The following is a 23,289-nucleotide window of genomic DNA, read 5'->3' on the forward strand; positions in this document are numbered from 1 at the left end:
CGACTTGTGGGCGCTGGTCGAGCCGCTGCTGTCGACCTGGCCGGAGAAGGCGCCGGGGCCGCGGCACCGGCGAGGCCAACGCCTCCCGTAAGCGCGGTAGACAGTGGAACGCTGGGGGATCCTCGAACAAGCAGCAGTCGATGACTTCACCGTCGACCCACGACACGCTCGATTGGGGTGACCGGCGCGGACGTAGCGGGCCGCGGTGTGGGAGAGGATCCGGCCAAGCGCATCAGCCGGACCGTTCCCGCGGTCTCGTGCCTCGTCGAGGAACCGGTCTGGCCGGAGCGGTGTCGCATTGATCCGGATGCGACACCTCTCTCTCGGGCGATGCCGAAGAAGAGGGCGATCGGCGAGTCCGCGTGGACCGTGGTGGTAGGAGGGGTGAGAGCACGGATCACGTGCCACTGCGTCGGCGTGTCGGCGTTCGGGCTGTCCAGTGCGGCAGGGCGCGCCGCCAGAAGGAAGGTTCGCCGTAGGAAAGCGTGGGGCGGAGCAGGCCGGCTGCCGGCGGCTCGCCTGAGCGCGACGGCGGCCGCCGTGACCGGCGCTCAGTGAGCAGCAGGACGGCGGTGCGCAGGCGGCAGGTAGTGCTCACATGGGCATGGGTGGTCGTTCTTGGACGGGAGGCAAGCAGGTGCTTGGCCGGGAGACGGGGGTAGGTGTCCGGGCTCGTAGCCCTCGAAGCAGGGGTGCAGAGCTCTTGGTGCACAGCGATACCGGTGCGAAGCACTTGTTCCGCAGCTGTCGAATCCCTGAGGAAGAGGGGCGTCGGCCCCCTCGTAGGTGGCGCTGGATCGTGCGAATTCGCTGGTCGGCAGAGGGCCGGGACGGGATGCTGCACGCGTGATCGAGCGAGAAGCCGCCGTTCGGGCTGTCGAAGAGCAGCTGGAGCGCGACTATCAGCGGTGGCGGGCTGTGGGTGTGGACGCGACGCGGATGGCTGTGGTCCGTGTCGAGAAGCACGAATTGGTGTGGATCGTGTCCTGGCAGTCCGAGGAGTTCGTCCGCACTCGGAACCCGGGGCACATGCTGATCGGCAATGGGCCGTACCTGGTGGACCGTGTCGACGGGGGACTGCACCAGGTCGGTGTCGTCTCCGCGGCAACGGGGCAGTGGGAGGCCGACTACCGGGCCCGGATACGTGGGCTGCCCGTGCGCACCGCGGTAGACGATCTACACGATGTGCTGTGCGGGGTCGCCGCTACGCGCGGACGCATGCATGCTGTGCGGACACTGCGCCAGACACTGCCTGTGCTCTCGCCCGCGGAGGCCGTCGAGTACGTGAGCGCTTTGGTGGACGGTGATGCGCCCACGCGTCTCGTGGCCCTCGCCACCAGGGAACTCGTGGAGCCCCTCGACCCGGTATTTGCGGTGAAGACCATCCTGAGGGGAGCGGTGATCCGAGCCAGTCACGGACCCGAGGGTTGACGGGAAAGCCGGTCCGCATGCCGATTGCGCATTCGGTCCCTTCCCCGGGCGTGGCGAGGAAGACGTCGGCGCCGCCGTCGTAGGAGTGGTGGATGCGATGCACCGGGGTGTCGGTGATGAGGGCGCCCGCCACCTTCGGCTCCCGCAGGCTATGGATGCCCGGCTTTCAGCGCTGCGTGCTTCCGTCCTGCCGTCGCGCTGGGCTTCCGCAACGATCGGCCCGTCTGATCGGGCGGGGCGTTGGTGCCCCGTGCCCGTTGAGGGTCCGGCATCGAAGACCGCGTGAAGTGGCTCGTCGCCGCACAGCGGGGATCCTCGAAGAGGAAGCCGACAAGACCACCACCGTCCCAGCCGCGATCGACCACTTCAAAGTCCACCAATCCTGAGCTGTACGCCGGACGCTGATCGCCACGACGTGATGGCCGAGCCGCGTGATCGGCCGCCCTTGTCGAGCGCCTGCATGGTGTATGCGCCCCCGGTGCCCGGGTCAGTGCTCTGGCCCACGCGCGCTGCAGCGGGCATCGGATGACCTGCAGTACGGGTATGTCGTCCCCGGCTTACGCGATGGTGGCCTGGGCGGTCGGCTCATCGACAGGAGATCTCCGCGCGGGTGCTGCTGAAGCTGCGGCGGGGCGCGGAGGCGTATCCGGGGGAGGACGTCACCGACGCGGTGAGAATTCGCGGGGCGACCAGTCGACTGACTGGTGCGGCCGGGTCGTCCCAGGGCGACGCTACGACGGGTGCATCGCCCGAGGATGAGGTGCTGGACGCCGAGATCGCCGACGATGACGAGCCGGAGGCTGGCTGACGATGACCGGGACCGGGTCCGCGTTTACGGGGGCGTACTGCCCTGGGATGTACCGGACATCACGGCGGACTCGTTGCGGTTGCGCGTCTGTGCCGTTCGGTTCGAGGGCGCCCCTCGCAAAAGCTCATTTGCCCTTCGCGGTGAACATGTTGATCAGGCCGTGGGCTGTGTTGTCGGCGGAGTCGATCCCGGGCATCTCGTCGGTGACGGTCTCGACGCTGCGGTCGAACATGGCCTGCTCGTACGCGGTGAGCGCCGTCTCGATGTCGTCGGGGTGCGCGGCGAGGGCCTTGCCGAGTTCGGCGCCGTCGAGCATGGCCAGGTTGGCGCCTTCGCCGTTGGGAGCCGCGAGGTGGGCGGCGTCGCCGAGCAGGGTCACCCCCGGCACCCGGTCCCACCGGTGCGCGGGCGGCAGAGCATAGAGGGGGCGCAGAACCGGTGCGACGTCGCTGTCGATGATCAGCGCGGTGAGCTCCGGCGCCCAGCCGTCGAATTCCCGCGCGATCCGCGCGGTGGCCGTGGCGGGATCGGCGAAATCGATGGCGGCGAACCAGTCCTGCGGCTTGGACAGCCCCACGTAGGCGTGCAGAGTGTCGTCCTTTTCCCGGTGAGCGAAGATCTCCCTGCCCGGCGAAGGAGCGATCAGCATCCCGCCGCCGACCGCTTTCGCGGCGGCCGGATGCCGTGTGCCGGCGTCGAAAAGGTAGGTCTCGACGACCGACTTACCGATGTACTCGGGTATGGCGGTGGACAGCAGCGGCCGGACCCGTGACCACGCGCCGTCCGCACCGACCAGCAGGCTGGTGACGACGGTGCCGCCGTCGGTGAACGTCACCTCATGGCGCCCCTCGCCGAGGGCACGGGTCCCGCTGACCTTGTGCCCCCACCGCACGGTGCCTGCCGGGAGCGAGTCGAGCAAGACCTGTCGCAGGTCGCCGCGCTGCACCTCGGGGCGTCCGCCCGTGCCGTCGTCGGCTTGGTCGAACAGGACGGTTCCGTCCCGGTCGAGGACCCGCAGAGCCTGACGGCCCTCCAGAACGATGGGGTGGAACTCGTCCATCAACCCGGCCGCCTTGAGTGCGAGCTGCCCGTTGTAGTCATGGATGTCGAGCAATCCACCCTGCGCACGCGCTGAGGGGGAGGCCTCCGCCTCGTAGACCGTGACCGGGATGCCGTGGACGTGCAGGACGCGGGCCAGCGTGAGTCCGCCGAGTCCGGCGCCGATGATCGTGACTGGGGTGTGCATGGTGGCTCCTTCAGGATCGGGCCGCCCGGTGCTCCGGCCGGCCGCCTCTGGAAAGGTGCCAGCCCCCGCCGACGAGCCACCGACACCCGACCGACAGCCCCGACAGTGGTCCGACATGGCACCGACACCACCTTGATGGAGCCGGCAACCAGGCGGAGACGGCAACTGGCAGCGGTGTTACGCCATTCGCACGGGCTGCGAGGCCACCGTCTCCGAAACGGCCCACGCGCACCGCCTGCGGCATTGCCGCTACCGCGACCTGGGGAAAACGCACGTCCAGCACGTGCGTTATCCCCAGGCCGGCGCCCAGCATCATCCGCCTCGGCGAACACTTCCCACCACGCACTCCACCGGCATCGCCGCCTCGACCACCCAGCCACTTCCAGCAGCTCTACCTATTCGTGGAGGAAGTCGGTGACGAGCCGGGTGTACTCCTCGGGACGGTCGAGGTTGGGGAAGTGCGCCGCGTCGTCGATCACGGTCGTCCGGCCTCGTGGTGCCCTGTGGGCGATGAACTCGGCCCTCGCTCGGAGCTCGGGTGCGTCCTGTGCGCCGTTGAGGGCGAGCACGGGAACGGCGATCTGGCCGGCCCGGGCGCCGAGGCCCGCGACTGAGATGTGGTGATCGGGTTCACCGGGCGTGTGCTTGCTGATGGTTCGCTGGCGCATCTGGCGAAGACGGGTGTAGATCTCGGGTCTGACGGCGTCTCGCGGGCGCTCGGGGCCGTGCGCCCAGGCGTCGCTCGCGTCGTGCCAGGCCTCGATGTCGCCAGCGGCCAGGGCCTGGAACTGTGTGGTCCACGCTTGCTGGGACCAAGGATCGGTGAATTCGCGTTCGTCCGTGCCGCCGCCGGAGATGACCAGGGCCCGGGCCAGTTGCGGATGCTCGAGCGCGGTCCCGACCGCGATCATCGCGCCCATGGAGATACCGACGAGGACGGCGGGCCCGGTGCCCAGGTGGTGCAGCAGGCCGGCGAGGTCGTCCGCCTGGCGGAATGGGCGGCTCGCGTTGGCGGACCGTCCGTGGCCGCGGGCGTCGGGTGCGATGACGCGGAATTCCTTCGCGAATGCCGGGATTTGCTCGTCCCACATGGTGTGGTCGACGAAACCGGCGTGCAGCAGCACGATGGGGATGCCCGCGCCCCCGGTGTCGCGATAGGCGAGCTTGCCGTCGGAGGACTCGAAGAAGCGCAGATCGGAAGATTCACTCATGACAACCAGGTTGTCATATGGCTAAGGTGATGACAACTGGATTGTCATTTATCATGGGCGGGTGAGTGATGAAGAACGCCCGCTGACCCCCGAGGATGTGGGTCCGCGGTTGATGGAGGTCTTCGCCCTGGTCGGACCGCTCTACCGGCGGGTCTCCCGGAAGATCGAACAGGATGCCCCGCGGCAGGGCCTGTCGGTCGGGGTGCGCGCGGTGCTCGATCTGCTGCGGCAGCACGGACCGATGACGGTTCCCCAGATGGGCCGAGCGCAGTCGATCAGCCGTCAATTCGTCCAGCGGATGGTCAACGACGCCGTGGCGGACGGTCTGGTGGAGGCCGTGCCCAATCCGGCGCATGCTCGATCTTCGCTGATCCGGCTGACCGACGCCGGCCGCACGGCAATCGATGCCGTCGTCGCCCGGGAGAACGCGCTGCTGTGCGAGGCGGCCGACGATCTCACCGCATCAGACGTGGACACCTGCGTCCGGGTGCTCAGCCGGATGCTCGCCCTCTTCGAAGACGTCAACCTCGACAGCTAGCCAAGGGTCCGACCCAGAGCGTGTCGCAGTGGTTCGGCCCGTCCCGGCGGTTGCGACGTGGATGCGGCCCGCTGCGTCGAAAGGGAGCGGCGCCCACTGCCCTCATCGATACCTGGAAAGAATCGGCCGGGATGGACCTCGCCGAGCGGTAAGAGGCGTCTCCCCAGGGAGTCGCTCCACTCGGAGAACCGGTCATCCCCTCCGCAAGCCAACACCGGCTTCGAACATGGACCGCCAGTGGGCCGTGTCGACCCGCCTGCCCGCCGTCCATCCCGAAGCCTCCAGGGCCTCAAGCACCTCCGGCGACCACTCGTTCAGGAGAGGCCCCGCCCTCCAGAGCATGGAGGGCACGGCTGTGTCGATGGGGACGATGTCGCTGAGTTCTGATGACGGTTGAGTCGCGCTATGGGGCGATTTCAATGCTCTTGCTGCTGAGGGACCGATGCTTTCGTCGAAATCCACGGTCGACCTGGATGCGGCGATCAGTGGTGCCATGCTCGGCCGCCCGTGTTGTGGATGAACCGTTGCAACACCTTGAGAGTGGTCAGGTACTCCTCGTCGGAGATGCCCGCGTGCCGTTCCGCCCAGAGTTGGTCCTGAAGGGCCGCGGCCTTGTCGTAGAACGCCCCGCCCTCAGCCGTGATGCCGAGGCATCCCTCGGCATCCTCGGTGATCCAGCCCTGGGCGATGATCGTATCGATCTCTGACTCCATGGTTTCCGGGCCGGCGTCGAGGTAGTTCTGAAGGAGGCGGGACACCTCGTCACGGGTCTTGACGGTGTCTGCACGTGCCACCTGTGCGAGGGCCCACCACTGCGGTTGGGTGATGCCGATCTCGGCGAGGGCGGCCCGGGTGCGGGCGATGACGGCCTTGTGGGCCGCCCAACTCCAGTAGCCGATCGGCTGCTTTATCAGGTCGGTGTCACTGTGCGAGTAATCCATGGCCAGGGCCCCCTGCCGTTGGCTGAGTCGGTTCGACGAGATCGACCGTAGAAACTCGACTGCACTTGAGGTCAAGGGGCGTACCGGGGCGGCGTACCGGTCGACTGGTCCTGGAGATCGCCTACTTGCTGTTCGTGGGTGGACCGGAGACGCCGTTTCCGGTTGGGTGGCGGGCCTGAGCGGAGCTGCGAGACGAGCGAAGGCGACGACGAGGTCGTGCCGTCAACTGGGTCAGGTGACCGCGGCTCGCGCCCGGTGTCTGCGGACGGCGTCCCGGTTGGCGCAGCGCTGGGAGCAGTAGCGCTGTCGTCCGGTGCGTGAGGTGTCGGCGAAGGCCGTGTCGCATTCAGTCGTCTCGCAGCGTCGCAGCCGGTGCATGCCCCGGCCCGCCAGATGCAGTGCGGTACCGACCGCGAACAGCGTGAACAGTACGGAGCCGAGGGGCTGTTCCGCGTCCCGGTAGTGCAGATGCCAGCCGGCGCCGGGGTGGGAGGTCAGCCGCGGGTAGGCGGCGGCGTCGGCCAGCATCCGGTTCAGCAGATCGGCGCGCTCCTGCTCCCCGGCTGCGTCGACGACCCTCTCCCAGGCGTCGAGTGCGGCCTGGGCGCGGTCGAGATCGTCCGCCGTTACCGGGCCCTCCAGCGTGAGCCCGGCGGCGCGGCAGCGGTCTGCCAGCTCATCCGCGCTCTCAGGCCTGCGGTTGGCCAGTTCTGCTGCCAGGTTCACCGCCTCCTCGCCGTAAGGGTTGAGTAGCATAAGGCCATTACAGCAGTGTGGTCGGCATGACACAACGAACCATCGGGCGCTCTGGATCCCGGGCCCGTGATCCATGGCGCTATCGCTGGATCGTGCTGGGCATTGCGACCTTCACCCAGGCCGCGTCCGGCTTCTTCGTGGGCGGCATCGGAGCGCTCGGCGTCCACCTTCAGAGCGCCCTGGAGCTGAGTACGGCGCAGTTGGGTCTGCTGGTCTCGGCGGCCCAGCTCGTGCCGTTGGCCGGGCTGCTGGTGGCCGGCGAGCTGCTGGACCGCTACAGCGAGCGCTGGGTGGTCGGGATCGGGGCCGGCGCGGTCGGGCTGGCTCTGGGCGCGGGGAGCCTGGCGCCGGGATACACGGCCCTGCTGGTCGCGCTGTTGATGGTGGGCATGGGATACAGCACCGTCCAGCCGGGTGGAAGCAAGTCGGTGGCGTCTTGGTTCGACGCGTCACAACGCGGCTTCGCCATGGGTATCCGGCAGGCCGGGCTGCCGCTCGGGGCGGCGCTCGCCTCGGCCGTACTCCCCCTCGTCGCCGAGGAGTTCGGCTGGCGGGCGACACTGCTGACCGGTGGCCTCGTCGCGCTGCTCGGAGCCGGCCTCTTCATGGGCTGCTACCGTCGGCCACCCGCACTGCCCGTCCCGCAGGACAAGGAACCCTCGGACCCGCTCGCGGCACAGCTCCGCGCCCGGTTACGTATGCTCCGTGAACCGTCCACAGTGAAGATCATGCTGTCGGGAACCAGCCTGATCTCGGTGCAGTACGGCGTCGGCATCCTGACGGTACTCCACCTCCACCGGGCGGCATCGGTTGGTGCCGGGAAGGCGGCCCTGGTGCTGGTGGCCTCCCAGAGTGCGGGCGTTGCGGGCCGGATCTGCCTGGCGGCATGGAGCGACCGCAGCAGGTCCGGGCGCTATGCCATCGTGCTGGTCTGCATGGTCGCCGTGATCGCCGGGCTGGTCGTGCTGATGACACCGGCGGGAAGGGCACCGGTCGTCGCTTCCGGCGCTTTCGTCTGGCTCGGCTTCTTCGGCTTCGGCTGGTACGGCCCGTGGGTCGCCTACGTCACCGAAGCGGCCCCTCCGGGCAAGACCGGCTTCGCCCTGGGGCTGGCCATGTCCATCAACCAGATCGCCATCGTCACGGTGCCGCCCGTGCTCGGCCTGCTGGTCGACCTCACCAGCAGCTTCACCCCGGCCTGGGCGCTGCTGTCCCTGCTGACCGTCGTCGCCCTGGCGGTCACGGCCGAGGCGGAGCTCCGCACCCGCTGACGCGTCTCAGACCATTGACAGTGAAGGAGGAAGGGACCGGCGGGATGGGCGGCGCGGCTGCCGCCGGAGGTCGGGGCGCGGTCAACCGGTTGCGCTTCGGCCCGGACTGCCGCGCCTCGCCGCCGTCAGCCCGACGGCGGAGCCGGGACGGAAGTCGCCGGCGCCCCGGTGCTGTCCTTCCGGTGCCGGGGCGCACCAAGAGGCGAGGCGGGAGAGACCCGCCGGATGGAGGTACCGCTGCGATCGTCCCCCTCCTGGGTGGCCCGCTCACCGGTCGCGTGAGCATGAGGACCCGACGGAGTGGGAGCAGCCGCAGGATGCGCTTGGTGGCTTCCGGACCGTCCAGTTGGGGCATGCGGATGTCCATCAGGAGGACATCCGGGCGTGGCCGGTCGTCGGCGATGAGGACGCGCGGGGTGACGGCTTCCCCGCTCGGGTTCGATCCTGGCTCCTGGGTGTCCGGGATCCGGTTCGAGGCCAGGTGGATGCGGCCGCCAGCTGCGGGCTGGGTCACGGGCGATCCAGGGGGATGCGTGCGTGGGCACGGTACCCGCCACCGACGCGGCGTCGGGCGTCGGGCGTCGAAGTAGCCTCCGTGGACGGCGACGCGCTCGCGTGGACAGATCAGGCCGTGTCCCGCTCGACCACAACGGACCGTCTCGGCCCCTGGGCGTCCAGCAGGGGCGGTCTTGCGCTGCTGGTGCACCCAACGTCCGAGCGGACATGCTTCGCCACGCCCACTGCGGCCTTTCGCAAGGACTGTGCTCTACTCCCTGCCATGACGACTCTGACGGAGCTTCAGCCTGCCCCTGTCATCGACGAGACGGCCCGGCTGCTGACCGAGCACTACGTTTTCCCCGAGATAGCCGAGCAGCTCACCGGTCTGCTGCAACGACGTCTTGTCGAGGGGGCCTACGACGTCGACGGTGCCGAGGAGCTCGCCCGCCTGGTCACCGCGGACCTGCAGTCCGTCAACGGCGACCGACACCTGAGACTGAAGCACCATGCCGACCCGGTGTCCCCGGAGCAGGGGGCGGCCACGCGGGGCGCCATGCGTCGGGACTTCGACACCTCGCTGGGCGGTGCGCCTCGCGTGGAACTGCTCGGCGGAGGGATCGCCGTGGTGGAGCTGGCACCGATGCTGTTTCCGCTGGAGTGGGCCGCCGAACCGCTGAGCGCCGCGCTCACCCTGGCCTCCCGCGCCCAGGCGCTGATCGTGGACCTCCGCGCCAACCGGGGCGGCGACCCGGACACGGTCGCCTTCGTCTGCAGCTACCTGCTCGACGAGCGCACCCACCTCAACACCATGTACTGGCGCGCCGGCGACCGCAGCGAGCAGTCCTGGAGTCTGCCGCACGTTCCCGGCGCACGCTTCGGTGGGAGCAAGCCGTTGTATGTGCTGTCCAGCGACAGCACCTTCTCTGCCGCTGAGGAGCTGGCGTACGACCTCCAGCAGCTCGGCCGCGCCGTTGTCATCGGTGAGCGCACCCGCGGCGGCGCACATCCGTGCAGGGGCTGGACCGTGCACCCACATCTGGAAGTCACCGTCCCGGTTGGCCGTGCCATCAACCCCGTCTCCAGCAAGAACTGGGAGGGCACCGGCGTGCAGCCCGACATTCCCTGCGCCGCCGCCGACTCCCTCGACCGCGCACACGCGCTGGCCCTCGCCCGGCTGGCAGGCTGACCCGGGCCAGCTCACCGACACCACTGCACGCAGTGCCTCCCCAACTGTCCACCCTGACGGTGACTTCAACGCCGGAGGCCCCCGGGCCGAGGGTGTGGGGTCCCCGGCCTCGGCCGGGGCCCCACGTTCGGCTACGACATCGTGCGAGCTCTCGCTGCCAGTGCCCGCTCCAGCACCTTCCGCCGGTACGGGTTCGCCAAGCTGAGGGCCTTCGCCACCTCCACGGCCTCGTCGAGCAGGGCCAGCCTGCGTTCAGGCAATTCCCGCAGCAGGGGTGAGCCGCTCTCCTCCACTAGGACGTATGCCAGCTTCGATCCGTACACCTCCGGCTCGACCTGCGTCAGCAGACGGTAGATCCACAACCCCTCGACGCCTCGCACCACCCGACGGTTGGCGCTGAGCAGCCGGACCCGTGCCAGCACAACCATGTCCTGATCCATCGATCCCCTTCGTCGCCGCCCCTCCCCGGCCGGCGCATGTCACACGGCGAGACAGCACGGCGAACGTGCCGGCAGCCGATGACGGATGCAGGCACGTTGGCCGGAGAGTGGATGACGACGAGTCTGCGGGCACGGCACCATCCGCAACAAGGCCGTAGGGGCGTGCGCTTGGTCCTACCAAAAGCTTCGCCGACCAGGCATGATGGACCTGACACTCTCTCAAAGTCCTTCCACGCGTGCATCATCACCGTGCCAGGATCAGGAGATACGGGAAGTACGACGGTCCGGTCACGGCGAAGACCAGGGCCGTGTCCAGTGGGCCGTGCCACCGTCTCCTTCGACTCGGTGTCCACAGGCGGACAACTGCACGGGTTCCTCACCGCGCTCGGCGCCATAGGCGGAGACGTCGAGAACTGCCGGCGCGGTGGAACACCAACCCGGCCCAGGAAGACGAGGCCGACGAAGACGGCGAGCATGGGCGTGGCCCCACTCCGCCGTTGCCCCCTCGTGAGCATGGCGGTGGCAGGAAGGTGAATCTCCAGCACTTGTGAGCCAGACGAACGGGAAGCGTGTAGGACAAGGAACCCGCCCACGCCGCGGTCATGGTCGTAGGCGCGGCGGCCGGCGAGCCGACCGTCGGCGACGAGACGAGCTGCTGCATGCACTCGGCGACGGCACCCCGGCGTTTGCCGGCTGCAACCTGACCAAGTACCCGCGAGCGAGCGTCATCCAGGCGTCGGAGCACGATTTCCTCGTGGCGCTCGTACGAGACGCGGTGTCGCGCGTGACGGACTCGGTGCCCGAACACGCTGGCATCGGCGGCGAGATCCTCGAGACCGCCGCGCTCGAAAGGCGGCTCGTCGAGCCAACCGCTCAGACGGCCTGACGATCCGCCAAGGGGCTCCGGGGCGCGTCTCCACTGCCTTTGCGGGTGCTGTGTGCCGACCCACCGCCGGGCTCATGTGGCGGCCGAAGCGTCCGGTACTACTGCCTAGGCCGGTCCCGGCTCCGCCTCGGCCTTCTTCCCCCTGGTGCTGTGGTTGAACAGCAGGTTCAGCAGGAATGCCGCCACGGTCGTGCTGGTGATGGCGCTGCCGCCGATGATCTGCGCCCAGGTCGGGAAGGCGTGGTAGAAGGACGGCGCCACGACGGGGAGCATTCCCACGCCGATGGAGACGGCGACGATCAGCAGGTTGCTGGTGCCCTCGAACTCCACCGTGCGCAGCGTGTTGATGCCGACCGAGGTGACGGTGGCGAACATGACCAGCCCCGCGCCGCCGATCACAGGTCCCGGCAGGGAGGCGACGATCTCGCCGAGCCTGGGGATGAGTGCCAGGACGACGAGGATGCCGCCTGCGACGGCGGCGACATAGCGGCTGCGGACCTTGGTCATGCCGACCAGGCCGACGTTCTGGGCGAAGACGGTGTCCAGGAAGCCGTTCATGATGCCGCCGAAGATGCCGGAGACGCCGTCGGCGGCCAAACCGCGCGCCAGATCCCTCTGGGAGAGGGGGCGGCCGGTCATATCGCCGACGGCGAGCATGTCGGCGGTCGACTCGGTGAACGTCACCAGCATCACCACACACATGGAGATGACCGCGGCGACGGGGAAGTGCGGGGCGCCGAAGTGGAAGGGGGAGGCCAGGCCGAACCAGTCGGCGCCGCCCACGGAGGAGAAGTCCGTCAGCCCCATGGGGACGGCGACGAGCGTGCCGACGATCAGGCCGATCAGGACGCCGAGTTGGGAGAGGAAACCGCTCGTGAACCGGTTGACCAGGACGATGAGCAGTACGATGCCACCGGCCAGGGCGAGGTGGCTCGGGGCCGCGTAGTCCTTGGCGGTGGGGTCCTGCCCGGCGATCAGCCCGGCCGCGACCCCGATCAGCGAAAGACCGATGACGGTGATGACGGACCCGCTGACCAGTGGCGGGAAGAACCGCACCGCGCGGGCGAACGGCACCGCGATCAGCAGTCCGAAGACACCGGCGGCGATCATCGAGCCGTAGACCGCCTGCATGCCGTACTCACCGGCGATCAGGATCATCGGGGTGACGGCGGTGAAGGTGGCGCCCGCGACGACCGGCAGCCGCACACCCAGCACCTTGCCGATGCCGAGCGCCTGAAGAAGCGTCACCAGGCCCGCGACCAGCAGGTCGGCGTTGATGAGCAGGCCGATGGTGGAGGTGCCGAGCTTGGTCGCCGCTCCGAAGACGAGCGGGACGGTGACGCAACCGGTGTACATGACCAGAACGTGCTGGAGACCGAGCAGGCCGAGTCGGGCCGGCGGCAGGACCTCGTCGACCGGGTGCCGGGCAGGCGCGGCGGTGGGTTCGGACGCGGACGCGTCAGGTGCCTGGGACACAGCGAGCCTCCGGAGGTGAAGTGAAGCGTGGGAAGGGAGCAGGGCGTGGGCCGGTTGGGCAGAACAGCGGTCAAACTTTTTGTTGAGTGCGTTTCACCTGGGTTTCCGCGGTTGGACAGCGGTGTTGCTTTTGCTGAGGCCCGGCATTCGTGATCATTCGCTACACCCGGACGCAGCGTCCTTTTCTCTCACATGGCCGGCTCGCGGGATCGTTTTGGACGCACGGGCCCGTCGATGGCCGCCGCCGTGCGGTGAAGGCGTCCGGGGAGAAGGCGCACCCCTTACCAACTGCGGCCGTGTGTGCACCAACGGAGCGACGAGCGCGGACATGATGGCCGCGCGGGGGTGAGGGAGAAGGCGCTGGTGCGGGACGAGCAAGGCGCCGGGTCTGGCGATGGCGGTCATGTTCGCTCTGCTGGCGTGACGTCGTCAGCTCGCCGGGTGACACGTCCACGCTCCGGTGCTCCCGGCCCGGATCGCCGCTCGGCCTGGGCGCGCCGGCCAAGTGCCGCAGAAGCCTGTCGGCCCCCGCCGCTGTTCTCCGGGGTTCGGCGTGGGCAGGCCGTACCGCCGAGCAGCCCGTGGTGGGGCGCGTGGCGAGGGCCACGATCTCGGCGACGGTCAGGCCGGTGGTGTTGCCGCCGGAGTCCTGGAGGACGGCGGCCGTACGGCGCGCCGCAGCCCGGGAAGACAGTTCCCACACGTCGTCCTCACCCACCCTGACCAGCCCACCCGCCGGGAGCAGGGAGCGGTAGACGGTGCGCGGCAGGGCGGACTTGCCGCTGCCGTTGGGTCCGACGAGGCCGACGATTTCGCTGTGGAACCGGTCGACGATGAGCTTCATGCTTCAGTCCAGCCCCTTGTTGCGCCGCAGCAGCCACAGGAAGAAGGGGGCCCCGAGCAGGGCGGTGGTGGCACGGCCCATCGCGGAGCCCGCCGGCCGCGCCATCTCCACCAGACCGTCCCGGGCCCCAACGATCTCCTCGTGATACGTGTCCCGTATGACGTCCCTCCCCGGCTCCTCTCCGACCCCGCTCGAGCCTTGCCGAACTGCCAGATTCGCACGCGCGTCGTACTGGTGTCGTCATCGTCCGTGGCCAGGGGCTGTCGGACTGGTCACAGCCTTGGTCTCTGCCCTCTGGGTATACGCCCTGGGTGGACGGAGGTGCGTGTGACTGGACTGGCCGCCCCGCTGTGGGACGTGGACAACGGACAGGGCCTGCGTCAACTGGCCGAACTGGGGCTCGCCCTGCTGCTGTCCAGCCTCATCGGCTGGGAACGGGCGGCCCAGCAGAAGAGCGCCGGCCTGCGCACCCACACCCTGGTTGGCATCGCCAGCGCCCTGATGATGGAGGTCTCCCAGCACGGCTTCACCAACGTGCTCGGCCTGGACAACGTCTCCTTCGACCCCTCCCGGGTGGCGGCCCAGATCGTCTCCGGGATCGGCTTCATCGGCGGCGGCCTCATCTTCGTACGACGGGACGCCGTCCGCGGTCTGACCACCGCCGCGACGATCTGGCTCACCTGCGCGGTCGGCATGGCGTGCGGCGGCGGCCTGCCCATCCTCGCCTGCGCCGTCACCGCCCTGCACTTCCTCGTCGTGCGGGGCTATCCCCTGCTGGCCGACCGTCTGATACCCGGCGCGACCGCGTCGACGTTCGAACTGCGCATGACGTACCGCACAGGCACGGCCTTGCTGCCCCAGCTCATGGAGACCTGCACCCGGCGCGGCTTCCGCATCATCCAGGTCAAGGTCGACCGCCTGCCCGGCCGAACCGATCCCGCCGCACACGTCCTGCTCGAACTGGAGGGCACAGCCGACGCCGGCCCACTCACCGCCGAGCTGTTCCAGAACGACGGCGTGATCGATGTCGAGATGACCGAGGCCGCCGACGAATAGTCGCGAACTTCGAACCCCAAGCCGCTCGACATCAGGGCCATAGGAAACGTCCAGGGCGTGCGACCCCGGGGAACCCGTTCCTCCCTGGGCTGCCACTGCCCCTTCGGGCACAGAGCCGAGACGCCACACGGCCGCCGGCCGCCCTCGGCATCACGTGATCAAACCGGACGGAACCGTTGGACGTCGCCCTGACTGGTAGGCGAGGTAGGCAAGGCTGTCACCGACGGTGCGACTGCTGACAAGGCGCAGGGGTTTTGGGGCGCCGGTCTGGTCGAAGAGCCGGTTGCCTGCGCCCATCACGAGCGGGAAGATCGCCAGCCGTAGTTCGTCGACGAGGTCGTGCTCGATCAGCGCGTGCACGAGCTGGGAGCTGGCGTAGACGCGGATCTCGCCGTTGACCGTGTGTTTCAGCCTCTCAGTCTCCTCCAGGAGGTCACCGTCGAGTACCGTCGAGTACCGTCGAGTTCTTCCAGCCGGGATCTTTGAGCGTCGTGGAGGCGACGTATTTGGGCAGGCTGTTCATCCTGTCCGCCAGTCGGCCGGTGCGCGATGGGTACCGTTCGGCGAAGAAGTCGTAGCTGCGTCGCCCCAGCAGCAGGGCCTGCGCGCCCAGCGCGTCGTCGAGGATGAGCTTGTCCCATGCTTCGCGGTCGGTCGGACAGAGCCCGGCGCGCCAGTCGTGACGGCCGAAGCCCTCCTCGCCGGTCGGATCCTGGGTGACTCCGTCGAGCGAGACGTTCTCGAAGACGACGATGGTTCCCATCTCGGTGCTCCTGTGTTCGGGTGGTCACTACCGCTGATGTAGACACCGCGGCATCGGTAGAACTGGGCGCACGCCGGCCGCCCAGTTCGGCGGTCAGCCGGTGTCCATACCCGAGGGAAGTGCCATGTGGTGAGGGAGAGGGGACACGAGGATGGCGACCGGCGACCTGATGTCGAAGGCGCGGGCCGGCGACGGTGACGCGTTCCGCGCATTGGTCCAGCCGTTCCGCGCGGAGCTGCAGGTGCACTGCTACCGGATGCTCGGATCGTTGCAGGACGCCGAGGATGCCCTGCAGGACACGCTGCTGGCCGCCTGGCAGGGCATCGGCGGGTTCGAGCAACGCGCCTCGATGCGCACCTGGCTGTACCGGATCGCCACCAACCGGTGCCTCAACGCGCGGCGCTCGGCGAGCCGGCGCCAGGCAAAGGAGTGGAACGTGCCCCACGTCGAACCGCCCGAACCGACCCGGCTCGGCGAGGTCATCTGGCTGCAGCCGTATCCCGACACCCTGCTCCAGGCCGTGACCGACGCGCAGCTCGGGCCGGACGCCCGCTACGAGCAGACCGAATCGATCTCCCTGGCGTTCGTCACCGCTCTGCAGGTACTGCCGCCTCGCCAACTCGCCGTTCTTGTCCTGCGTGACGTCCTCGGATTCCACGCCGACGAGGTGGCCACCATGCTCGACTCGACCCTCGACTCGGTCAACAGCGCCCTCAAACGAGCCCGCGCCGCCCTGCAACGCCGCTGGCCGCCGGCCGCCGACCGCCAACCTCCCGCCCCCGGCTCAGCCTCCGAGGACGCGATCGTGGCGAAGTTCGTCCACGCGTGGGAGTCCGCCGACATCGACGCGCTGGTGGACCTTCTCACCAGCGACGTCTTCGTCTCCATGCCGCCGGTACCCTTCGAGTACGAGGGCAAAGGCCTTGCCGCCCGCTTCTGCAACGGCATCTTCCGCGCCGGCCGGAGGTTCGACCTGGTACCTACGCGAGCCAACGGTCAGCCGGCGTTCGGAGCGTATCTGCGCGCCCCCAGCGGCATCAGCCATGGGACCGGCCTGTACGTCCTCACACTCGCTGACGACCACATCAGCGCCATGACACGGTTCGACAGCAGCGTGCTGCCCTGGTTCGGGCTTCCACGGTCACTCCCGAGCCGATAGCTGCTCGCTCGACGGTCGCGGTCAGGGACTTCGAGTCGGTCGGAACCGCGTACGCGCGGCGAGTGTGAGGACAACCATCGAAGGCGTATGCGGGGAAGAGCGTTGATCACAGCGTGCCAGAGCTTCTGCGAGTCCAGGAAGCCTGTGCTGTCCTCCATTGATCGACGCCCCCGATTCGTGGGAGGACGCGCAATCGCGGATCGGTGACCATATCCACCAACGCCTTCGCGAAACGCTCAGCGAACAGCACCCGGTTCGGGCGACCGTGATGACGCCGGCAGGTCGTGGCCAGAGGTGCTGTGCGGCTGACTTCACTGTGCAGCGCAGCGACGACCTCGTAGGCGTTGCACGAGTGCGTTGCTCGCTGCCGGTACTCCGTCGCTGTCGAGGCTCCCTGGAGGGGCGGCATCAGCTTCTCGGCCACCGGCAGTCGCGTGAACGCGCTCCCGGCCACTTGCTGTAGGGCGCGTAGAGGCGCTCCAGGAGCAGGCACCCTTGTCGCTCAGTCCGTCTTCGACGCGGCCCGCCGACCCGGCTGGTCCGACTGGCGACGCCGCCACCGGGCCAGAGCCCGCACCGGCCGCTGAGCCTTTCCAACTTGGCCGGAAGACGGCTGAGTCGGGGGGCTCGGGGAGATCGGGCTGCGGGAAGAGGTGCAGCTCCTGGTGGACGGGTTACCGGCCAAGACCACCCGCCCGCCCGGTCTCCAGGCGCATCTGCGTTGCGGCCCCCGGCCTGGGCCGCGGGCAAAACCTGAGGGGCGCGAGCGCGGCCGCGCCCTGGCTCCTCCCACGCGGGCATTGACAACCGTCATTCGGCGGGCGAGATTTGGGAGCGCTCCCATAGCGCGGTCCGCGCTTACCGCACGCCCTCACGTCCCGCCTCGTCGAAGGTGAGAATCCCCGTGCGATCGACCAGTCCCAGACCCGTGCCCTGGCGGAGCCGACTCGCCGCCGGGGCTTCGGCGGCCGCGCTGGCCGCCGCCCTGCTCTCGGCAGGCGGCGCCCACGCCGCCGACCAGCCGCCCTCTGGCGTCGACGTCACCGTCAACGCCCAAGAAGGCCAAGGCACGATCCCGTCCACCGGCTACGGCCTCAACAGCGCGGTCTGGGATTCCCAGATGAACGTGCCAGAGGTGCAGGACCTGCTGAAGGCGGCCAGCATCAATGTGCTGCGCTACCCGGGCGGCTCGTACGGCGACATCTACCACTGGCAGACCCACACCGCGCCCGGCGGGTACGTCGCCCCAGGCACCGACTTCGACTCTTTCATGGGCACCGTCAAGAAGCTCGGCGCGCAACCCATGCTCATCGCCAACTACGGCTCGGGCACTCCGCAGGAGGCCGCGGACTGGGTGCGGTACGCCAACGTCACCAAGGGGTACGACGCCAAGTTCTGGGAGGTGGGCAACGAGCTGTACGGCAACGGGCACTACGGCGCACACTGGGAGACCGACCAGCACGCCGACACCTCACCCTCGGCGTACGCGCACAACGTGCTGGACTACGTCTCGGCGATGAAGGCCGTGGACCCCTCCGTCAAGGTCGGCGCCGTCCTCGCCATGCCGGGCAACTGGCCGGACGGCGTGATGGCGAGCGGCGAGAGCTCCGACTGGAACCACACGGTCATTCCGGTGATCGCCGGCAAGGCCGACTTCGTGATCGTGCACTGGTATCCGAGCGTCTCCGATCCGGTACACATGCTGGACTCGGTCTCCCAGTTGTCCGGTGAGCTGGCGCAGCTGCGCGACGAGCTGGACGCGGCGGGCGCCGGCAGAACGCCGATCGCGCTGACCGAAGTCAACGGCACCGTCGACCAGGACACCCAGCCCGACGCGCTGTTCGGCGCGGACGCCTACCTGACCGCCCTGGAGAACGGGGTGTTCAACGTCGACTGGTGGAACACCCACAACGGCGCGACCAAGATCAGCACCGCTCCCGACGGCGCCACCGACTACGGGGACGGGGGCCTGCTGTCCAGCGCAGGCTGCATCGGCTCGGTCTGCGAACCGCCGGTGAACACACCGTTTCCTCCCTACTGGGCAATCCGGATGCTGAGCCAGCTCGGAACATCGGGCGACCAGCTCATCGGCGCCGGCAGCGGCAGCCCGCTGGTGACCGCGCACGCCGTCCACCGGGCCAACGGCGACCTGAGCGTGATGCTGATCAACAAGGACCCGTCCGCGGCGCAGACCGTCACCTTGAACTACGCGGGCTTCACACCGGACACCGCCGCCACGCAGACCGTGTCCACCTACCGCGCCGAGGCCACGTCGATCGACACCGCCACCTCCGCGTATTCCGCCACCCACACCCTGCCGCCGTACTCGATCAGCACGGTCACCCTGCACTCGCAGGCGGGCACGGCGTCCGCGCTGACGGCGCCGGGCAGCCCGCACGTGACCGCGGCGACCCACAGCACCGCCACGGTGAGCTGGAGCCCGTCCAGCGGCGGGGCGGTCACCCGGTACGAGGTCTACCGCCAGATCGGCACCCGCAGCGAACTGCTTGGCAGCTCCACCGGCACCTCGGTCACCGTGCCGAACCTGACGCCCGGGTCCACGTTCACCTGGAACGTGCTCGCCCGCGACGCCAGCGGCGGACTGTCCCGCCCGTCCGACCCGGTCACCGTGCGCACCGGCACCCCGGCCGAGTCCACCTGCCAGGTGTCCTACCAGCTCACCGGGGGCTGGGGCAACGGCTTCACCGCCAGCCTCACGGTGACCAACACCGGTCCCACCCCGATCACCGGCTGGACGGTGGCCTTCGACTTCCCGAACACGGGTCAGTCCGTCTCCGGCTTCTGGAACGCGCACCTGACCCAGACAGGCCGGACCGTGGTGGCCACCCCGGTGGACTGGAACGGCACCCTCGCCGCGAACGGCGGCAACTCGGTGTCCTTCGGCTTAACCGGCGCCAACACCGGCGCCAGCCCGCCGCCGACCGTCTTCACCCTGAACGGCACAGTGTGCACCACACAGTGACCGCGGCCGGCCCGCGGTGAGCGGAGCCCGGTCCGGCACGCCAAGACGTCCGACCGGGCCCGTCCTCACGGTACGGGGAGCGGCGCGCGCTGAGCCGTCCTGCCGCCGCCGAAGCCGCGGCTGTCCGAGCCGACGGCATCCGCCTCGAACGGACTGCGAGTCGATCACCATGGCCGTAGGCTCGGCATCCCGGCCCAGCGTCTCGCGGACCTGTCCGCGCAGCCGGTCGTGGAACTCCCTGACCGGATCAGCGTTACGCCAGCGACGGAAGAACGCATTGACCCGGTCCCACAGCGGGAAGTCGGCGGGCATCGACCGCCACCAAGACATGCCCGTGGTGAGCAGTGTGGTTCGCCGGGCAACGGGTTGACCGGTTGCCCAGGACAGGATGCTGCCTCGTCGCAGGCTGCCCGCGGTGTCGCCCCAGCGTTACGGCGGGGGCCGAATGGTGGGCGGAGAGGGCAGGATTCGAACCTGCGTGGGCCCCGAGGGGCCCGACCGTGAGCTGTGTTCTGGTCCCCGATCAACCACTCCGCGCACCTCTCCTCGTGTCCAGCTCCGATTGGCCGATCGTGCTGCGCCCGCACCCGATGCACGGCTTCTGGTGGCTGGCAATGGCGTTGCGCGACCAACGCCGGGTTTCTGCCACTTGATGGTGAGCTGTTGCTCGCCCTTCCCTGGCCCACCCTCGGGGCTGAGGCGGAGGATTCTCCGACCGTGGCCACTCTGGAACGGGGGGGGTGGTTCAGGACACCATGGGAGCGCCGTCCGTGACCTCGCTCAGCCGGACCGTGCACAGCCCGCGGGGCTCGCTCTTCACCTCCGTCACCTTGAGCTGGGTACCCGGCGTAAGGATGTACTCCTCCTCGCCGGTGAAGGCGGAGAACCTCTTGATCCCGACCGCCCGGGCCGGTGTCACCTCGAAGAGGGTCCGTTTGCCGCGGCTGCCCAGGAACGCCCTGGCCACCTTCAGCTCGGAGGTACACGAGGAGACGCCCCACCAGGTCACCGTCCGGCCCACCGGGTACTGCGCACGAAGGTCCAGCGACACCCCGCGCCACAAAGGCTGCGTGTAGGCCGGCAGCTCCGAGACCGCTGAGAACAGCAGCCGCAGGTACGGCAGGTAGGGCGTGACCCTGGTGCGGTCGGGGGAGCGCAGGACGCTGTTGATCTCGCGGTAGAAGGCCGACTCACAGGTGTAGAGGTGGAGCGCGGCGATCGCGTCGGCGGACAGGCCGCCGCCGGCCGCCTGGTCCGCACGTTGCTTGCCGAAGTCACGGGAGCGCTGGATGTGCCCGGCGAGCCCGGACAGTTCCGCGGAGACCGGGGCGACGGCGACCTGGAAATCCATCAGCGGGGTGTCGAAGACACCGGTGATCGTGGGCAGGACCAGGCCCTCGTCCTTGACGCTGGTGAGGCGCTCCAGGTACAGCTGGTGCAAGTTCATGGTCGACTCGATGAAAGCGCCCATCCGCGCCGAGACACCCCCGTCCGCACCGCCCACGCCGGCCGCCGGCTCGTTCCACCCCTTGCTCGGCAGCCAGTCGATGGGGTCGGCGCCCAGCGAGGTCAGGGCGCCGTTGACCTGGGCGAAGTGGTCGCCCTCGCAGAAGATGTCGCCCTGTGCCGCCGGGTTCGCGTGGTCGAGGTGCCGGACCTCGACGTCCGGGTACTTCTGCTGGAGCCGCAGGACGACCCGCTTCAGGCTGCGGGCGTGCGCCCCCCACCACGCGAACACGACCCCGCGGTCCTCCTCGGTCGCGTTCTGCTTCGCCTTGAGGATCTCCTCGACGATCCGCTCGGCGACCGGCCGCCAGAACGCCGCGTGCTGGTCGGTGCCCATCGCCCCGTCACCGCTCGCGGTCAGTGACGCGTTCAGCAGGAGCACACCCTGCGTCAGCATCGCCTGGAACCACTCCGGCGGCTGGACCGTGTCCCGCTCCTTCAGTAGCGCCCGCACCTCGGCGATCGGGGTCTTCTTGGCGATGCCGTACTTCCACATCGCCGCAGCCTTGATGAGGCACCGGATGCTGACGACCCGGCCGAACTGGCTGTCCTTCCAGTTACTGAAGGTGTTGTCGAACATGGCTATGCCGGTGGCGCTCTCCGGCCGCGGGTACGGGTTCTGACCGAAGACCACGACCTTCCACTTGTGCGGCGGGTTCGGCTTGAGCGCCTGGAACGTCAGCTCGCGGACCGGGACCACCTCGTGGCTGCGGTCCTTCCCGATGAACCGTGCGGCGTCCGGCTGCGCCTCGATGACCGGCTTCAGCAGCGGGAGCCAGGCCTCCCCGCCGCCGTCGAAGAGCTCGGTCAGGGTGAGGGGATCATTCGAATCGGGCTGCGTCGGCGGCACGATGCGCACCCGCTGGTCGACGGGCACGTTCTCGATCCCGTGGAGCTGGGAGATAATCGTGGACCGCAGCTCGTCGTCGTCCTCGAACCAGTGGTCGTGGAACAGCGTGTAGCCGGTCCACATCAGATTGGCGCACACTCGGGCCGGCACCTGGCCGGTCTGGGCTCCCATCCCGACCAGCGCCACGGACCGGATACTGCCCGGCTTCTTCCGGTTCTGCCGGTGGACGGCCTGGAAAGCGGCCGCGCAGGCCAGCGCCACGTTCAGCGTGGCGCTCACGTTCTGCGAGGACCGGACCATCGTCGGCGTCGATATCAGGTACCGGGGGACGGTTGCGCCGGACGGGACGCACACCGCGCTGCCGACCGGCATGGTCCCGGCGAACCGGTCGCGGATCGCCCGCTGGACGCGGACCTGGATGCCGGACCCCAGGTACCGCTTGATGGCGGCGTCGACCCCGCCGTCCATCCGGCCCCGGGAGTTCGTGGGGGTGACCCAGGCGTCGACGTCCTCGTCCAGGATCGAGCCCTTGCGGATCTCGATGCCAGGCGTGTCGGCGAACGCGGCGCGCCACGCCTCCACCACGCGCTCGTTGACGTCCGTCAGTACCACCCTGAGCGCGGGCAGCACACTGCTCTCGGTCATCGTCCACTCCTGTCGTGCAACAGCGGTTCCAAGACCTCGAACGTATCTCCCACCACTGACAACGCAGCCCCGACAAGAGGCCGGTGACCTGTCGTCATGCCTTGGCGAGCCCGCACCGTCCGGCTCAGGTGGTCGAAACCTGCGTGAACCTGCTGGGACCACCGCTGCGTTCAATAACAGGCAGCGCATCCCGTGCAGTATCTGCCGTGGCGGTTGGCTTCGCCGACCTGTGGGCCCAGGAGCAGCACGGAATGTCTGACCGCTGGCGCGGGCGCGCAGCACACCACTGGGAGCAGTACATGCGGTCACACGTCCAGGCGGCCGTCAACCGCCGCGACAACGCCTCGCGCGGCGTGCCGAGTACCTGGACCTGCGCTATCCAGCGGATCCATGCCACTCACATTCGTCGGCCGGTCGCCTGCGTGGGCGGTGGTTGTGCTGCGATCTGTTTCCCCAGCACTGTTCATCGGCGCGGCATTACCGCATGACCGAACGTCTGGTGGCTCACACCCTCTGCCGATCCGATGGACCGCTTCCTCGTCCAACGCCGAAGTCGTGCGCCGCCGGGCCGCCCGACACGCCCGGTTCGGAGGTCGAAGGTCGGAGATGAAGGCTTCCGGGTGTGGATTTGCCGTTCCTACCTGGCATGTGAAGTGCCGGCACACCCACCAGTAACTCTTGCCGCGCCGAAAGGGGCCTTCCCAATTGGGGAGGCCCCTTTCGGCTGGGGGGAGGGGGATGTCAGTGCTTGAAGGCGTCCTTGGTCTTTTCCTTGGCTTCGCGGGCGTCGCCCGT

19 protein-coding genes and 2 pseudogenes are annotated in these 23,289 nt (G+C 69.0%); 10 read left to right on the top strand and 11 right to left on the bottom strand.

Translation table 11 applies throughout. From position 1 onward, the window contains the following. The first annotated feature begins 846 nt into the window (after positions 1 to 846). Both ACFYMM_RS17620 and ACFYMM_RS17625 read left to right on the top strand, forming a co-directional pair. Positions 847 to 1,431, top strand: a complete 585-nt coding sequence (locus tag ACFYMM_RS17620; protein ID WP_388387298.1) for a YrhB domain-containing protein — start codon at positions 847 to 849, stop codon at positions 1,429 to 1,431. 610 nt (positions 1,432 to 2,041) lie between these two features. Further along, positions 2,042 to 2,239, top strand: coding sequence for a hypothetical protein (locus tag ACFYMM_RS17625; RefSeq protein ID WP_388387300.1), 198 nt, complete (start codon positions 2,042 to 2,044; stop codon positions 2,237 to 2,239). A 124-nt stretch (positions 2,240 to 2,363) separates the two neighbouring features. On the opposite strand, the gene ACFYMM_RS17630 is transcribed toward ACFYMM_RS17625, so the two are convergent. Continuing rightward, a complete protein-coding gene (locus ACFYMM_RS17630) occupies positions 2,364 to 3,485 on the bottom strand; it encodes an FAD-dependent oxidoreductase (protein WP_388387302.1) in 1,122 nt (373 codons plus the stop codon). A 395-nt stretch (positions 3,486 to 3,880) separates the two neighbouring features. Then, the gene (locus ACFYMM_RS17635; RefSeq protein WP_388387304.1) at positions 3,881 to 4,696 is read right to left on the bottom strand and encodes an alpha/beta fold hydrolase; all 816 of its coding nucleotides are present in this window, start codon (positions 4,694 to 4,696) and stop codon (positions 3,881 to 3,883) included. A gap of 61 nt (positions 4,697 to 4,757) precedes the next feature. Here ACFYMM_RS17635 and ACFYMM_RS17640 point away from each other — a divergent pair, with 61 nt between their 5' ends. Continuing rightward, positions 4,758 to 5,234 carry a MarR family winged helix-turn-helix transcriptional regulator gene (locus ACFYMM_RS17640; RefSeq protein WP_388387306.1) on the top strand — a complete coding sequence of 159 codons (477 nt, stop codon included), beginning with the start codon at positions 4,758 to 4,760 and terminating at the stop codon, positions 5,232 to 5,234. Positions 5,235 to 5,716: 482 nt separating this feature from the next. Here the strand turns inward: ACFYMM_RS17640 and ACFYMM_RS17645 are convergent, their stop codons facing one another. Both ACFYMM_RS17645 and ACFYMM_RS17650 read right to left on the bottom strand, forming a co-directional pair. Next, positions 5,717 to 6,175: a MarR family winged helix-turn-helix transcriptional regulator gene (locus tag ACFYMM_RS17645; RefSeq protein ID WP_388387308.1), complete on the bottom strand. Its 459-nt coding sequence runs from the start codon at positions 6,173 to 6,175 to the stop codon at positions 5,717 to 5,719. A 231-nt stretch (positions 6,176 to 6,406) separates the two neighbouring features. After that, positions 6,407 to 6,931 carry a CGNR zinc finger domain-containing protein gene (locus ACFYMM_RS17650; RefSeq protein ID WP_388387310.1) on the bottom strand — a complete coding sequence of 175 codons (525 nt, stop codon included), beginning with the start codon at positions 6,929 to 6,931 and terminating at the stop codon, positions 6,407 to 6,409. A 92-nt stretch (positions 6,932 to 7,023) separates the two neighbouring features. Here ACFYMM_RS17650 and ACFYMM_RS17655 point away from each other — a divergent pair, with 92 nt between their 5' ends. Further along, on the top strand, positions 7,024 to 8,202 hold the full coding sequence (locus tag ACFYMM_RS17655) for an MFS transporter (protein WP_388387312.1): 1,179 nt from the start codon (positions 7,024 to 7,026) through the stop codon (positions 8,200 to 8,202). Positions 8,203 to 8,980: 778 nt separating this feature from the next. Beyond that, a complete protein-coding gene (locus ACFYMM_RS17660; protein WP_388387314.1) occupies positions 8,981 to 9,886 on the top strand; it encodes a S41 family peptidase in 906 nt (301 codons plus the stop codon). A 131-nt stretch (positions 9,887 to 10,017) separates the two neighbouring features. Here ACFYMM_RS17660 and ACFYMM_RS17665 read toward each other — a convergent pair whose 3' ends face one another. Beyond that, the gene (locus ACFYMM_RS17665; protein WP_388387316.1) at positions 10,018 to 10,314 is read right to left on the bottom strand and encodes a hypothetical protein; all 297 of its coding nucleotides are present in this window, start codon (positions 10,312 to 10,314) and stop codon (positions 10,018 to 10,020) included. 766 nt (positions 10,315 to 11,080) lie between these two features. On the opposite strand from ACFYMM_RS17665, the gene ACFYMM_RS17670 reads away from it, so the two are divergent. After that, positions 11,081 to 11,212: a hypothetical protein gene (locus ACFYMM_RS17670; RefSeq protein ID WP_388387318.1), complete on the top strand. Its 132-nt coding sequence runs from the start codon at positions 11,081 to 11,083 to the stop codon at positions 11,210 to 11,212. A gap of 105 nt (positions 11,213 to 11,317) precedes the next feature. Here the strand turns inward: ACFYMM_RS17670 and ACFYMM_RS17675 are convergent, their stop codons facing one another. After that, a complete protein-coding gene (locus ACFYMM_RS17675) occupies positions 11,318 to 12,688 on the bottom strand; it encodes a nucleobase:cation symporter-2 family protein (RefSeq protein ID WP_388387320.1) in 1,371 nt (456 codons plus the stop codon). 569 nt (positions 12,689 to 13,257) lie between these two features. Continuing rightward, positions 13,258 to 13,532: pseudogene (locus ACFYMM_RS17680) on the bottom strand (ATP-binding cassette domain-containing protein); the annotation flags it as partial. Positions 13,533 to 13,859: 327 nt separating this feature from the next. On the opposite strand from ACFYMM_RS17680, the gene ACFYMM_RS17685 reads away from it, so the two are divergent. Beyond that, a complete protein-coding gene (locus tag ACFYMM_RS17685) occupies positions 13,860 to 14,588 on the top strand; it encodes an MgtC/SapB family protein (protein ID WP_388387322.1) in 729 nt (242 codons plus the stop codon). 150 nt (positions 14,589 to 14,738) lie between these two features. On the opposite strand, the gene ACFYMM_RS17690 is transcribed toward ACFYMM_RS17685, so the two are convergent. Then, on the bottom strand, positions 14,739 to 15,068 hold the full coding sequence (locus ACFYMM_RS17690; protein WP_388387359.1) for a dihydrofolate reductase family protein: 330 nt from the start codon (positions 15,066 to 15,068) through the stop codon (positions 14,739 to 14,741). Beyond that, entirely contained in the window at positions 15,022 to 15,351 is a 330-nt protein-coding gene (locus tag ACFYMM_RS17695; protein WP_388387324.1) for a dihydrofolate reductase family protein, read from the bottom strand. Before ACFYMM_RS17695 ends, ACFYMM_RS17690 begins: the two co-directional genes overlap by 47 nt. A gap of 151 nt (positions 15,352 to 15,502) precedes the next feature. On the opposite strand from ACFYMM_RS17695, the gene ACFYMM_RS17700 reads away from it, so the two are divergent. Further along, positions 15,503 to 16,510 carry a sigma-70 family RNA polymerase sigma factor gene (locus ACFYMM_RS17700; RefSeq protein ID WP_388387326.1) on the top strand — a complete coding sequence of 336 codons (1,008 nt, stop codon included), beginning with the start codon at positions 15,503 to 15,505 and terminating at the stop codon, positions 16,508 to 16,510. Positions 16,511 to 17,414: 904 nt separating this feature from the next. Beyond that, a complete protein-coding gene (locus tag ACFYMM_RS17705; protein ID WP_388387328.1) occupies positions 17,415 to 19,493 on the top strand; it encodes a cellulose binding domain-containing protein in 2,079 nt (692 codons plus the stop codon). A 453-nt stretch (positions 19,494 to 19,946) separates the two neighbouring features. Here the strand turns inward: ACFYMM_RS17705 and ACFYMM_RS17710 are convergent. Then, positions 19,947 to 20,039: pseudogene (locus ACFYMM_RS17710) on the bottom strand. 199 nt (positions 20,040 to 20,238) lie between these two features. Continuing rightward, positions 20,239 to 22,494 carry an ADP-ribosyltransferase domain-containing protein gene (locus tag ACFYMM_RS17715; protein ID WP_388387330.1) on the bottom strand — a complete coding sequence of 752 codons (2,256 nt, stop codon included), beginning with the start codon at positions 22,492 to 22,494 and terminating at the stop codon, positions 20,239 to 20,241. Positions 22,495 to 22,637: 143 nt separating this feature from the next. Here ACFYMM_RS17715 and ACFYMM_RS17720 point away from each other — a divergent pair, with 143 nt between their 5' ends. After that, positions 22,638 to 22,982: a hypothetical protein gene (locus tag ACFYMM_RS17720; RefSeq protein WP_388387332.1), complete on the top strand. Its 345-nt coding sequence runs from the start codon at positions 22,638 to 22,640 to the stop codon at positions 22,980 to 22,982. The last annotated feature ends 307 nt before the right edge of the window (positions 22,983 to 23,289 follow it).

The sequence above is a fragment of the Streptomyces sp. NPDC006739 genome, from assembly GCF_042869815.1.
GTDB lineage: Bacteria > Actinomycetota > Actinomycetes > Streptomycetales > Streptomycetaceae > Streptomyces.

Excerpts from the sequence above, each read along its gene's own strand:
- ACFYMM_RS17650 (WP_388387310.1), bottom strand. The coding sequence starts at position 6,931 with ATGCTACTCAACCCTTACGGCGAGGAGGCGGTGAACCTGGCAGCAGAA.
- ACFYMM_RS17645 (WP_388387308.1), bottom strand. The coding sequence starts at position 6,175 with ATGGATTACTCGCACAGTGACACCGACCTGATAAAGCAGCCGATCGGC.
- ACFYMM_RS17715 (WP_388387330.1), bottom strand. The coding sequence starts at position 22,494 with ATGACCGAGAGCAGTGTGCTGCCCGCGCTCAGGGTGGTACTGACGGAC.
- ACFYMM_RS17700 (WP_388387326.1), top strand. The coding sequence starts at position 15,503 with ATGGCGACCGGCGACCTGATGTCGAAGGCGCGGGCCGGCGACGGTGAC.
- ACFYMM_RS17695 (WP_388387324.1), bottom strand. The coding sequence starts at position 15,351 with ATGGGAACCATCGTCGTCTTCGAGAACGTCTCGCTCGACGGAGTCACC.
- ACFYMM_RS17630 (WP_388387302.1), bottom strand. The coding sequence starts at position 3,485 with ATGCACACCCCAGTCACGATCATCGGCGCCGGACTCGGCGGACTCACG.
- ACFYMM_RS17635 (WP_388387304.1), bottom strand. The coding sequence starts at position 4,696 with ATGAGTGAATCTTCCGATCTGCGCTTCTTCGAGTCCTCCGACGGCAAG.
- ACFYMM_RS17660 (WP_388387314.1), top strand. The coding sequence starts at position 8,981 with ATGACGACTCTGACGGAGCTTCAGCCTGCCCCTGTCATCGACGAGACG.
- ACFYMM_RS17665 (WP_388387316.1), bottom strand. The coding sequence starts at position 10,314 with ATGGTTGTGCTGGCACGGGTCCGGCTGCTCAGCGCCAACCGTCGGGTG.